Below are 12,299 nucleotides of genomic sequence, written 5' to 3'. Positions count from 1 at the left end.
TGGGCAACGCCTCCACGACGGGCGTGAAGGCGTGCGAAATGCTTACTGAGCCTGGATCAGTTTGCTTTCATTGACGCCGGCGCGACCGGTCGTTTCATCGACCACTTGCAGGGCATTGCGCGCCTTGATGAAACCGACCTTCACTTCCTGCCAGACGAAATAGTTCTTGCCCGCTTCGGCCGAGAGTTTCAGCTCCGAATCGTTTTCTGCCGAGGACACCAGCGTCTGCTGACCTGCCGGTACCGACAGCATCAGATACGACTTGGCAACGGTTGCACCCACCGGTTTGCCATTGAGCGCGACAGGCATCTTCACGCCGGCACCCATGCTCTCGTTGCGGTAAACGTAGATGTGAGCCTTGTCCGGGCTGACCTGGAAGGTTTTAGCCTGAGCGTCTTGAGTATCGTCGGCCATTTTTACCGAAGCGCAACCTGTGCTGAGCGCGGCAACTACCAACAAAGCGGCGAAGCTGAACTGCTTGAACATCCCGTTTCTCCATAATTTGATGATCCAACCAGAGCGTATCGGCCGCTTCGGAGAAAACACCAACGCCTTAAACGTTCATCTTGCGCGTCAGCAGTTCGACAAACGCCTTGGCCATCGGTGACTTCTGGTCCTTGCGCTGCACCAGCCACACCGCCGTCACGGCCTCGGGATCGAGCAGCGGCCGGTAGACCACGCCGTCGATGCGCATCCGCTGATACGACGCCGGCATGACCGACACACCCAGACCTGCCGCCACCAGACCGATGATGGTCATGGCTTCGCCGGCCTCCTGGGCGAAGTGCGGGCTGAACCCAGCGTCGCGGGCCAGGCTGATCAGTTGCGAATACAGACCACTGCCGTAGCTGCGCGGGAAGAACACGAACGGCTCCAGAGCCAGCGCCGAGAGGAACAGCCCCTCTTCAGAGCCCTGTGCCAACGGATGTTTGGAGCTGAGCACCGCGACCAATGGCTCGCGCATCAGTTCGACCACGCTGAGCGAATCCGGCAGGCCCAGCGGGCGCATGATGCCGACTTCGATCGACTCGTCCACCAGCGCATCCGCTACTTGGGTGCTGCTCATTTCCCGTAGGTTCAGGTGCACGGCCGGGAAGCGCTGGCGGAAGGAAAAAATTGCCTGGGGAATGGTCGAGTTGAACGGCGCCGAAGAGGTGAAACCGATCTTCAACTCTCCCAGCTCGCCGAGTTGTGCACGGCGGGCCACGTCGGCCGCTTTATCGACCTGCGCCAGCACCAATCGCGCCTCTTCCAGAAACAGTCGCCCGGCCTCGCTGAGCTCGACCCGACGATTGGTACGCTCGAACAGTCGGGCGCCGACCTCCTGTTCCAGCGACTGAATCTGCTGGCTTAGCGGTGGCTGGGAGATACCCAGCACCTGTGCGGCGCGGCCGAAGTGCAGTTCTTCGGCGACGGCGATGAAGTAGCGCAAGTGGCGCAATTCCATGGACACCCCATTAGGTCGTTAAAGCTATCAAACAGGTCGAACAATATATTGGATAGAAACATTAGCCAGCTATATGATTTTTTCATTGCCTGCCTGCCCGCGCCCTCCGAGGTCTGATGTGAAAACTGCCGTCGCTCCACTGGCCCATGAAGTCCCGCCCGCCGCGGCGGACGATGTACTGACCGAACTGCAAGAGATCTACATCGAGAAAGGCACGCCCGCGTTCATGCGCACGGTGCTGGCGCTGTTCAGCGGCGGCTTCGCGACGTTTGCCCTGCTGTACTGCGTGCAGCCGATGATGCCGCTGCTGTCCCAGGAGTATTCGATCAACGCGGCGCAGAGCAGCCTGATCCTGTCGGTGGCCACCGGCATGCTGGCCTTCGGTCTGCTGATCACTGGCCCGATTTCCGATAGGGTCGGGCGTAAACCGGTGATGGTCGCCGCACTGTTTGCCGCAGCCCTGTGCACCATCGCCAGTTCGATGATGCCGAGCTGGCACGGCGTGCTGATCATGCGTGCGCTGATCGGACTGTCATTGAGCGGTCTGGCGGCGGTGGCAATGACGTACCTGAGCGAGGAAATCCATCCGCAGCACATCGGTCTGGCGATGGGTCTGTACATCGGTGGTAACGCGATTGGCGGCATGAGCGGGCGGTTGATCACCGGTGTGCTGATCGACTTCGTCAGCTGGCACACGGCGATGCTGGTGATCGGCGGGCTGGCGCTGATCGCGGCGGCGGTGTTCTGGAAGATCCTGCCGGAGTCGCGCAACTTCCGCTCCCGCTCGCTGCACCCGCGCAGCCTGCTCGACGGCTTCACCATGCACTTTCGCGATGCCGGCCTGCCGCTGCTGTTCCTTGAGGCGTTCGTGCTGATGGGCGCATTCGTCACCCTGTTCAACTACATCGGCTACCGCCTGCTGGCCGAGCCGTACCACATGGATCAGGTGTTCGTGGGACTGTTGTCGGTGGTGTACCTGTCAGGCATCTACAGCTCGGCGAAAATCGGTTCGCTGGCCGACAAACTGGGCCGCCGCAAAGTGCTGTGGGCCATCATCGCCCTGATGTTCGCTGGCCTCGCCCTGACGATGTTCACACCGCTGCCGTTGGTGATCATTGGCATGCTGATATTCACCTTCGGCTTCTTCGGCGCACACTCGGTGGCCAGCAGCTGGATCGGCCGCCGGGCGCTCAAGGCCAAGGGCCAGGCGTCGTCGCTGTACCTGTTCAGCTATTACGCTGGCTCGAGCATCGCCGGGACGGCGGGCGGGGTGTTCTGGCACATGGCAGGATGGAACGGGATTGGCCTGTTCATCGGCGCGCTGTTGCTGGTGGCGCTGTTGGTGGCGTTGAAGCTGGCGAAGTTGCCGCCGTTGGGTGGTGGCGAAAAGGTTTAGCCACAACTGCGCCCTAGCGGTAATCACGGGCCAAGGTACACTGACGGCATTCGCCTGCTTTGGTAAAGGGAAGCCAGAATGCGCCTGGACCGTCTCCACATTAAGAATTTTCGTTGCTACGAAGATGCCACGTTCGACTTTCAGCCGGGATTCAATCTGGTGGTGGGGGTTAATGGGAGCGGGAAGACTTCGTTGTTGCAGGCGGTGGCCGCTAGCTTTGAAGACTTCCCCACCTGCATGGCCTTTTACACCGACTCTCTGAGAGATAGCGATGCTCGCTTTGTCATCGACACCTACGATGGACGAGTTCGATTCGAGCGTAGATATCCAGTTTTGCTAGAGGCAAATGGACACATCTTCGACTGTCGTGCATGGTCGAAAATCAAACGACGCGCCGACGAGATTACTCATCCTGACTCGAACCTTGTAAACACGGTAAGAGGATACGTGGATGGCCTGAATCGAGATAAAAACCCTGACTTACCTTTATTAACGTTTTATCGTGGCAATAGAAGATGGGCAGTGAGCGACGTCTCTGCGGAGTACTCTGCCACTCAACAAATTTCACGGTTCGACGGATATAAAAATTGGAATGACTCCGCTGCCGATATTCGAGATTTTGAAAGTTGGGTCATCGGCAAAACCCTAGAACAGTTGCAGACCATCCATAGATCCTCCGGTGTCATGTCGATCTTCGATGATGAGCTGACCTGGATTAATACCGCCATAAAATACGCGTTGCCCGACTCAACCGGTCTTTATTACGACCTCCCGCTACGTAGCATCTTGGTGAATTTCGGAAACGACTCAGTCATTCCATTCAATGAACTGAGCGATGGCCAGCGTGGCTTGATTGCCCTTATTGCGGATATCGCCCGCCGCATGTGCATCCTCAACCCCCATATGGGCAAAGATGTCCTGAAGAACACCTCTGGCGTGGTGATCATCGACGAACTGGATATTCACCTTCACCCGGCCTGGCAACGCAGCATCGTGCCTGCATTGAGACAGGCTTTTCCCAAAGTCCAATTCATCGCCGCAAGCCATTCCCCACAAATCATCGGCAGCCTGAAACCTGAGGAAGTCATCGTGTTGCACAACGGGGATCCTACTCATCCGCGTGTCACCTACGGTCTGGATTCCAGCAGCGTGCTTGAAGAGGTAATGGGCGTTACGCAGCGCGAACCAGAGATCGAAGATCTGCTGTCCGAGCTTTTTTCCACGTTGGAAGACAACGACCTCGAAAAGGCAAAATCACAACTTGAGGCGCTGAAAAAGAAAGCCCCCGACCTACCGGAGTTCGCCGGCGCCGAAGCACTGATCAGGCGCAAGGAGATTCTCGGCAAATGAAGCGAGTGCTCAAAGGAACTGAACCCGCTTCATTTACAGATTGGAAAAACTCGGCGAACGACGAGTGGAGTCCAACTTACCCAACGCTACAAAACCCGCAAAAACGGGATTTGCATAATGCCCTGCTTAAGGAGCAAGGCTTCTTCTGCTGTTATTGCGGCCGGGAAATAGATGCCTCGACCAGCCATATCGAGCACTTCAGACCTCAAGAGCATTTCGAAGAGCTGGCGTTGGAGTTTCACAACCTTCATGCCTCCTGCCTGCGAGAAACCAAGCCCGGCAATCCGTTGCACTGCGGCCATAAGAAGGGCAACTGGTTCGACGAAAACCAACACATTTCTCCCACCGACGGGAATTGTGAACAGCGTTTCCGATATCTGCGAACCGGCGAAATCCAGCCAAAGAATTCTGACGACCTTCCCGCCACAAAGATGATCGAGGTACTGGCGTTAGACATTGCCTATCTCAAAAATCGACGTCAGGACACAATCCGCCGCCTCTTCGATGATGAGTTCGTCATGCACGTCAGCGAGGAAGAGCTTGAGCGGTTGGTGACGGCGATCAGAAATACCGCGATTCCCAATCAAAAACCCTTCGACCACATCATCGCCCGCTACGCCGAACAACTCCTCGGTCGCTAAACCCATCGCAAACAAAAACGCCCGGCACAAGCCGGGCGTTTTTGTTTTCTACCATTAGCGCTGAGCGCCGATTATTCGTGATACTGCGCCGACAACTCGTGCACCGCGCGCAGGAACGCGCCGGCGTGTTCCGGATCGACTTCCGGGGTGATGCCGTGGCCGAGGTTGAAGACGTGGCCGCTGCCCTTGCCGTAGCTGGCGAGGATGCGCCCGACTTCGGTGCGGATCGCTTCCGGCTTGGCGTAGAGCACGGTCGGGTCCATGTTGCCTTGCAGCGCGACCTTGTCACCCACGCGGGCGCGGGCGTTGCCGATGTCGCAGGTCCAATCCAGGCCCAGTGCGTCAGCGCCAGCGTCGGCGATGCTTTCCAGCCACAGGCCGCCGTTCTTGGTGAACAGGATCACCGGCACCTTGCGACCGTCGTGCTCGCGGATCAGGCCGCTGACGATTTTCTTCATGTAGGCTAGGGAGAACTCTTGGTACGCCGCCGCGGACAGGTTGCCGCCCCAGGTATCGAAGATCTGCACCGCTTGCGCGCCGGCCTGAATCTGGCCGTTCAGGTACGAAGTCACCGACTGCGCCAGCTTGTCCAACAGCAGGTGCATGGCTTGCGGGTTGTCGTAGAGCATTGCCTTGGTCTTGCGGAAGTCTTTCGACGAGCCGCCTTCGACCATGTACGTGGCGAGGGTCCACGGGCTGCCGGAGAAACCGATCAGCGGCACGCGGCCGTTCAGTTCGCGCCGGATGGTACTGACCGCGTCCATCACGTAGCCGAGGTCTTTGTGCGGATCCGGGATCGGCAGGGCTTCGATGTCGGCCAGGGTGCTGACGACTTTCTTAAAGCGCGGACCTTCACCGGTCTCGAAGTACAGGCCCTGGCCCATGGCATCGGGAATGGTGAGGATGTCGGAGAACAGGATCGCCGCGTCCAGTTGCGGATAGCGGTCCAGCGGTTGCAGCGTGACTTCGCAGGCGAATTCCGGATTCATGCACAGGCTCATGAAATCACCGGCCTGGGCGCGGCTGGCGCGGTATTCCGGCAGGTAGCGGCCGGCCTGGCGCATCATCCACACAGGGGTGACGTCTACGGGTTGCTTGAGCAGGGCGCGGAGGAAACGGTCGTTCTTCAGGGCAGTCATGTCGGCATCCGGAAAAAAAGTGCGGGCATTTTCTCAGAGCGCGACGCAAAAGGCACGGATGCAGGTCAGCCTTTTGTCTATCGGGTCAATTTGTCGCGCTGGAAATGCGCTATCAGCAACACTGAGAAACAACTGTGGGAGCGAGCTTGCTCGCGAAGAGGGCTTCACATACAACATTGCTGTTGGCTGATCCACCGCTTTCGCGAGCAAGCTCGCTCCCACAGGGTTATTGCTTTTGGCTCAGGATCCGGGTTTAGACGCCCAGGTAATCCAGGATCCCTTCAGCCGCATTGCGGCCTTCGAAGATCGCCGTCACCACCAGGTCGGAACCGCGCACCATGTCGCCACCGGCGAAGATTTTCGGGTTGCTGGTCTGGTGCTTGTACTGACCCTGCTCGGGCGCAACGACGCGGCCCTGGCTGTCGGTCTGGATTTCGAACTGCTCGAACCATGGCGCCGGGCTTGGACGGAAACCGAAAGCGATGACCACGGCGTCAGCCGGGATGATCTCTTCGGAGCCCGGGATCGGCTCGGGGCTGCGACGGCCACGGGCGTCCGGCTCGCCGAGACGGGTCTCGACCACTTTCACGCCTTCGACCTTGTCCTCGCCAACGATGGCGATCGGCTGGCGGTTGTAGAGGAATTTCACGCCTTCTTCCTTGGCGTTCTTCACCTCTTTGCGCGAGCCGGGCATGTTCGCTTCGTCACGACGATAGGCGCAGGTCACCGACTTGGCGCCCTGGCGGATCGACGTGCGGTTGCAGTCCATCGCCGTGTCGCCGCCCCCAAGAACCACGACCTTCTTGCCTTTCATGTCGACGAAATCTTCCGGCGACTTTTCAAAGCCCAGGTTGCGGTTGACGTTGGCGATCAGGAAGTCCAGCGCGTCATAAACGCCCGGCAGGTCCTCACCGGCAAAACCGCCCTTCATGTAGGTGTAGGTGCCCATGCCCATGAACACGGCATCGTACTCGGCGAGCAGTTGCTCCATGGTCACGTCCTTGCCGACCTCGGTGTTGAGACGGAATTCGATGCCCATGCCGGTGAAGACTTCGCGGCGATTGCTCAGCACGGTCTTTTCGAGCTTGAACTCGGGGATGCCGAAGGTCAGCAGACCACCGATTTCCGGGTTCTTGTCGAACACCACCGGGGTCACGCCGCCGCGCACCAGCACGTCGGCACAACCGAGGCCCGCCGGGCCTGCGCCGATGATCGCGACACGCTTGCCGGTCGGTTTGACCTTGGACATGTCCGGGCGCCAGCCCATGGCGAACGCGGTGTCGGTGATGTACTTCTCGACCGAACCGATGGTCACCGCGCCGAAGCCGTCGTTGAGGGTGCAGGCACCCTCGCACAGACGATCCTGCGGACACACCCGGCCGCAGACTTCCGGCAGGGTGTTGGTCTGGTGCGACAGCTCGGCGGCCTGGAGGATGTTGCCCTCGGCCACCAGCTTCAGCCAGTTCGGAATGAAGTTGTGCACCGGGCACTTCCATTCGCAATACGGGTTGCCGCAACCCAGGCAGCGGTGGGCCTGGTCGGCCGACTGCTGGGGTTTGAACGGTTCGTAGATTTCCACGAACTCTTTCTTGCGTTGACGCAACAGTTTCTTCTTCGGATCCTTGCGCCCGACATCGATGAACTGGAAGTCGTTATTCAGACGTTCAGCCATTGTTAAAACCTCATCAAACTCTTCAGGCGCATATCACTGCGGGTTGGCACGGGTGCTGGAAAGCAACGACTTCAGGTTGGCAGCCTTCGGCTTGACCAGCCAGAAACGACGCAGGTAGTCATCGAGGTTCTCGGCGAGCTCACGACCCCACTCGCTGTCGGTTTCCGCGACGTACTCGTTCAGCACGTTCTGCAGGTGGCTGCGATAGGCTTCCATCGCCTCGCCGCTGATCCGCTGGATTTCCACCAGTTCGTGGTTGACCCGGTCAACGAAGGTGTTGTCCTGGTCGAGCACGTAGGCGAAACCGCCGGTCATGCCAGAGCCGAAGTTGTAACCGGTCTTGCCCAGAACGCAGACAAAACCACCGGTCATGTACTCACAGCAGTGATCGCCAGTGCCTTCCACAACCGTGTGGGCACCGGAGTTGCGCACGGCGAAACGCTCGCCTGCGGTGCCGGCGGCGAACAGCTTGCCGCCCGTGGCGCCGTACAGGCAGGTGTTGCCGATGATGGCGCTTTCCTGAGTCTTATAAACGCTGCCCTTCGGCGGCACGATGGTCAGCTTGCCACCGGTCATGCCTTTGCCGACGTAGTCGTTGGCATCGCCTTCCAGGTACATGTTCAGACCGCCGGCGTTCCACACGCCGAAGCTCTGACCCGCAGTGCCCTTGAAGCGGAAGGTGATTGGCGCTTTGGCCATGCCCTGGTTGCCGTGCTTGCGCGCGATTTCGCCGGAGATCCGTGCGCCGATCGAACGGTCGCAGTTGCAGATATCCAGATCGAATTCGGCGCCGCTGAGGTCGTTGATCGCCGACGTCGCCATCTCGACCATTTTCTCGGCCAGCAGGCCCTGGTCGAAGGGCGGGTTGCGCTCGACGCCGCAGAACTGAGGCTTGTCCGCCGGGATGTGGTCGCTGCCCAGCAGCGGGGTCAGATCCAGGTGATGCTGCTTGGCGGTCTGGCCTTCGAGGATTTCCAGCAGATCGGTGCGGCCGATCAGCTCTTCGAGGGAACGCACGCCCAGCTTGGCCAGCCACTCACGGGTTTCTTCGGCGACGTAGGTGAAGAAATTCACCACCATGTCGACGGTGCCGATGTAGTGATCCTTGCGCAGCTTCTCGTTCTGGGTCGCAACGCCGGTGGCGCAGTTGTTCAGGTGGCAGATACGCAGGTATTTGCAGCCCAGCGCGATCATTGGCGCGGTACCGAAGCCGAAGCTTTCAGCGCCGAGGATGGCTGCCTTGATCACGTCGAGGCCGGTTTTCAGGCCGCCGTCGGTCTGGACCCGGACCTTGCCGCGCAGGTCGTTGCCGCGCAGGGTCTGGTGGGTTTCGGCTAGGCCGAGTTCCCACGGTGCACCCGCGTATTTGATCGAGGTCAGCGGCGAAGCACCGGTGCCACCGTCGTAACCGGAGATAGTGATCAAGTCCGCATAGGCCTTGGCCACACCGGCGGCGATGGTGCCGACGCCTGCTTCAGCCACGAGTTTCACCGAGACCAGCGCCTTCGGGTTGACCTGTTTCAGGTCGAAGATCAGCTGCGACAAGTCTTCGATGGAATAGATGTCGTGGTGCGGCGGTGGCGAAATCAGGGTCACGCCCGGTACTGCGTAACGCAGTTTGGCGATCAACCCGTTCACTTTACCGCCCGGCAGTTGCCCGCCCTCGCCCGGCTTGGCGCCCTGGGCGACCTTGATTTGCAGCACTTCGGCGTTGACCAGGTATTCCGGGGTCACGCCGAAACGGCCGGTCGCAACCTGCTTGATTTTCGAGCTCTTGATGGTGCCGTAGCGTGCCGGGTCTTCGCCGCCTTCGCCGGAGTTGGAACGCGCACCGAGGCGGTTCATGGCTTCGGCCAGGGCTTCGTGAGCTTCCGGCGACAGGGCGCCCAGCGAGATACCGGCGGAGTCGAAGCGCTTGAGCACCGATTCCAGCGGTTCGATTTCACTGATGTCCAGCGGCGTATCGAGGGTCTTGACCTTGAACAGGTCGCGGATCATCGACACCGGACGGTTGTCCACCAGCGAGGTGTATTCCTTGAATTTGGCGTAGTCGCCCTGCTGCACGGCGGCTTGCAGGGTGTTGACCACGTCCGGGTTGTACGCGTGATATTCGCCACCGTGGACGAACTTCAGCAGACCGCCCTGCTGGATCGGCTTGCGCGGACTCCAGGCTTCGGTGGCCAGTGCTTTCTGCTCGGCTTCGATGTCGACGAAACGCGCACCCTTGATGCGGCTCGGCACGCCACGGAAGCTCAGCTCGCAAACTTCCTCGGACAGGCCGATGGCTTCGAACAACTGAGCACCGCGATACGACGCGATGGTCGAAATGCCCATCTTCGACAGGATCTTCAACAGGCCTTTGGTGATGCCTTTACGGTAGTTCTTGAACACCTCGTAAAGGTCGCCCAGTACTTCACCGGTCCGGATCAGGTCGCCCAGCACTTCGTACGCGAGGAACGGATAGACCGCCGAGGCGCCGAAGCCGATCAGCACCGCGAAGTGATGCGGATCGCGTGCGGTGGCGGTTTCAACCAGGATGTTGGAGTCGCAGCGCAGGCCTTTTTCGGTCAGACGGTGGTGCACCGCGCCGGTGGCGAGCGAAGCGTGGATCGGCAGTTTGCCCGGCGCGATATGACGGTCGCTCAGAACGATCTGGGTACGACCGGCACGCACGGCTTCTTCAGCCTGATCGGCGACGTTGCGGATCGCCGCTTCGAGGCCGACGCTTTCGTCGTAGTTGAGGTCGATGATCTGCCGCTCGAAACCCGGGCGGTCGAGGTTCATCAGCGAACGCCACTTGGCCGGGGAAATGACCGGCGAGCTGAGGATCACGCGCGACGCGTGCTCCGGCGATTCCTGGAAGATGTTGCGCTCGGCACCGAGGCAGATTTCCAGCGACATCACGATCGCTTCACGCAGCGGGTCGATCGGCGGATTGGTCACCTGGGCGAACTGCTGACGGAAATAGTCGTACGGCGTGCGCACGCGCTGGGACAGCACGGCCATCGGCGTATCGTCGCCCATCGAGCCAACGGCTTCGTAGCCTTGTTCGCCAAGCGGACGCAGTACCTGATCGCGCTCTTCGAACGTGACCTGATACATCTTCATGTATTGCTTGAGCTGATCGACGTCGTAGAAAGCCGAACCGTGATCGTTGTCTTCCATGGTCGCCTGAATGCGCAGGGCATTCTTGCGCAGCCATTGCTTGTACGGATGACGGGATTTGAGACGGTTGTCGATCGCGTCGGTGTCGAGGATCTGCCCGGTTTCGGTGTCCACGGCGAAGATCTGGCCAGGGCCGACACGGCCTTTGGCAATCACGTCTTCAGGCTTGTAGTCCCATACGCCGATTTCCGACGCGAGGGTGATGAAACCGTTGGTGGTGGTGACCCAGCGCGCCGGGCGCAGACCGTTACGGTCGAGCAGGCACACCGCGTAGCGACCGTCGGTCATTACCACGCCGGCCGGGCCGTCCCACGGTTCCATGTGCATCGAGTTGTACTCGTAGAACGCACGCAGATCCGGGTCCATGGTTTCGACGTTCTGCCACGCTGGCGGAATGATCATCCGCACGCCACGGAACAGATCGATGCCGCCGGTGACCATCAGCTCAAGCATGTTGTCCATGCTCGAGGAGTCGGAACCGACACGGTTGACCAGCGGGCCGAGTTCTTCCAGATCCATCAGATCGTTGGTGAACTTGGTGCGACGGGCCTGGGCCCAGTTGCGGTTGCCGGTGATGGTGTTGATCTCGCCGTTGTGGGCGAGGAAGCGGAATGGCTGAGCCAGCGGCCATTTCGGCAGGGTGTTGGTGGAGAAGCGCTGGTGGAACACGCAGATCGCGGTTTGCAGGCGCTGGTCACCCAGGTCCGGATAGAACGCGGCCAGGTCGGCCGGCATCATCAGGCCTTTATAGATGATGGTCTTGTGGGAAAAGCTGCAGATGTAGTGGTCGGTGTCGGCAGCGTTTGCCACGGACGAACGACGACGGGCGCTGAACAGCTTGACCGCCATGTCCTGATCGCTCAGGCCTTCGCCGCCGATGTACACCTGTTCGATCTGTGGCAGGCGCTCAAGGGCCAGGCGGCCGAGGACGCTGGTGTCGATTGGCACTTTGCGCCAGCCGATCAGTTGCAGGCCTTCGGCCAGGATCTCGCGGTTCATGTTCTCGCGAGCGGCTTCGGCCTTGGCCGGATCCTGATTGAAGAAGACCATGCCCACCGCATATTGCTTGGGCAGCTCGACGCTGAAGGTTTCCTGGGCAATGGCACGCAGGAACGCGTCGGGCTTTTGAATCAGCAGACCGCAACCGTCACCGGTCTTGCCGTCGGCATTAATCCCACCGCGGTGGGTCATGCAGGTCAGGGCCTCGATGGCCGTTTGCAAAAGGGTATGACTGGGTTCGCCCTGCATATGGGCTATCAGGCCGAAACCGCAGTTATCCTTGAATTCATCTGGTTGGTACAGACCTGCTTTCATAGACACTTTCTCACCAGGCTGCCTCTTTTCGAGGCAAATTTCTTTTCAATTCAACCACTTGCATCTCGCGCCGAACGTACGCCGGCTTAGCGGGGGCAAAAGGGTGGTCATTGTACACAGCGACACAGAGGCTCACAAATTTGACGACGAAATGTCGCAAATTCATGTCGCATTT

At 59.8% G+C, this 12,299-nt stretch carries 8 protein-coding genes; 3 read left to right on the top strand and 5 right to left on the bottom strand.

Annotated features, from left to right (window positions below; genetic code table 11):
- Positions 1 to 42: 42 nt before the first annotated feature.
- Together CAF90_RS21580 and CAF90_RS21575 are read right to left on the bottom strand one after the other, a co-directional pair.
- Entirely contained in the window at positions 43 to 486 is a 444-nt protein-coding gene (locus CAF90_RS21580) for a DUF2846 domain-containing protein (RefSeq protein WP_085608423.1), read from the bottom strand.
- Between the two features lie 67 nt (positions 487 to 553).
- Positions 554 to 1,447 carry a LysR family transcriptional regulator gene (locus CAF90_RS21575; protein ID WP_085608422.1) on the bottom strand — a complete coding sequence of 298 codons (894 nt, stop codon included), beginning with the start codon at positions 1,445 to 1,447 and terminating at the stop codon, positions 554 to 556.
- Positions 1,448 to 1,565: 118 nt separating this feature from the next.
- Between CAF90_RS21575 and CAF90_RS21570 the strand changes: the two genes are divergently transcribed.
- The 3 genes from CAF90_RS21570 to CAF90_RS21560 all read left to right on the top strand — a co-directional run bounded on the left by CAF90_RS21570 (position 1,566) and on the right by CAF90_RS21560 (position 4,834).
- A complete protein-coding gene (locus CAF90_RS21570) occupies positions 1,566 to 2,843 on the top strand; it encodes an MFS transporter (protein ID WP_085608421.1) in 1,278 nt (425 codons plus the stop codon).
- A 78-nt stretch (positions 2,844 to 2,921) separates the two neighbouring features.
- Positions 2,922 to 4,193, top strand: coding sequence for an AAA family ATPase (locus CAF90_RS21565; protein ID WP_085608420.1), 1,272 nt, complete (start codon positions 2,922 to 2,924; stop codon positions 4,191 to 4,193).
- Positions 4,190 to 4,834: a retron system putative HNH endonuclease gene (locus CAF90_RS21560; RefSeq protein ID WP_085608419.1), complete on the top strand. Its 645-nt coding sequence runs from the start codon at positions 4,190 to 4,192 to the stop codon at positions 4,832 to 4,834. Before CAF90_RS21565 ends, CAF90_RS21560 begins: the two co-directional genes overlap by 4 nt.
- Positions 4,835 to 4,905: 71 nt before the next feature.
- Here CAF90_RS21560 and hemE read toward each other — a convergent pair whose 3' ends face one another.
- The 3 genes from hemE to gltB form a co-directional block, all read right to left on the bottom strand.
- Positions 4,906 to 5,973: a uroporphyrinogen decarboxylase gene (gene hemE, locus CAF90_RS21555; RefSeq protein ID WP_007952372.1), complete on the bottom strand. Its 1,068-nt coding sequence runs from the start codon at positions 5,971 to 5,973 to the stop codon at positions 4,906 to 4,908.
- Between the two features lie 253 nt (positions 5,974 to 6,226).
- On the bottom strand, positions 6,227 to 7,645 hold the full coding sequence (locus CAF90_RS21550; protein WP_007909438.1) for an FAD-dependent oxidoreductase: 1,419 nt from the start codon (positions 7,643 to 7,645) through the stop codon (positions 6,227 to 6,229).
- A 33-nt stretch (positions 7,646 to 7,678) separates the two neighbouring features.
- On the bottom strand, positions 7,679 to 12,124 hold the full coding sequence (gene gltB, locus CAF90_RS21545) for a glutamate synthase large subunit (RefSeq protein WP_085608418.1): 4,446 nt from the start codon (positions 12,122 to 12,124) through the stop codon (positions 7,679 to 7,681).
- Positions 12,125 to 12,299: the final 175 nt, after the last annotated feature.

The sequence above is a fragment of the Pseudomonas sp. B37(2017) genome, from assembly GCF_002112885.1.
Lineage (GTDB): Bacteria > Pseudomonadota > Gammaproteobacteria > Pseudomonadales > Pseudomonadaceae > Aquipseudomonas > Aquipseudomonas paraglycinae.
The sequence above is the reverse complement of the archived record's forward strand: the minus strand, read 5'-3'. Positions and strand labels throughout refer to the sequence as shown.

What these genes read in the sequence shown, in the direction of transcription:
- CAF90_RS21580 (WP_085608423.1), bottom strand. Translation starts at nt 486, where the DNA reads ATGTTCAAGCAGTTCAGCTTCGCCGCTTTGTTGGTAGTTGCCGCGCTC.
- CAF90_RS21575 (WP_085608422.1), bottom strand. Translation starts at nt 1,447, where the DNA reads ATGGAATTGCGCCACTTGCGCTACTTCATCGCCGTCGCCGAAGAACTG.
- CAF90_RS21565 (WP_085608420.1), top strand. Translation starts at nt 2,922, where the DNA reads ATGCGCCTGGACCGTCTCCACATTAAGAATTTTCGTTGCTACGAAGAT.
- CAF90_RS21560 (WP_085608419.1), top strand. Translation starts at nt 4,190, where the DNA reads ATGAAGCGAGTGCTCAAAGGAACTGAACCCGCTTCATTTACAGATTGG.
- hemE (WP_007952372.1), bottom strand. Translation starts at nt 5,973, where the DNA reads ATGACTGCCCTGAAGAACGACCGTTTCCTCCGCGCCCTGCTCAAGCAA.
- CAF90_RS21550 (WP_007909438.1), bottom strand. Translation starts at nt 7,645, where the DNA reads ATGGCTGAACGTCTGAATAACGACTTCCAGTTCATCGATGTCGGGCGC.
- gltB (WP_085608418.1), bottom strand. Translation starts at nt 12,124, where the DNA reads ATGAAAGCAGGTCTGTACCAACCAGATGAATTCAAGGATAACTGCGGT.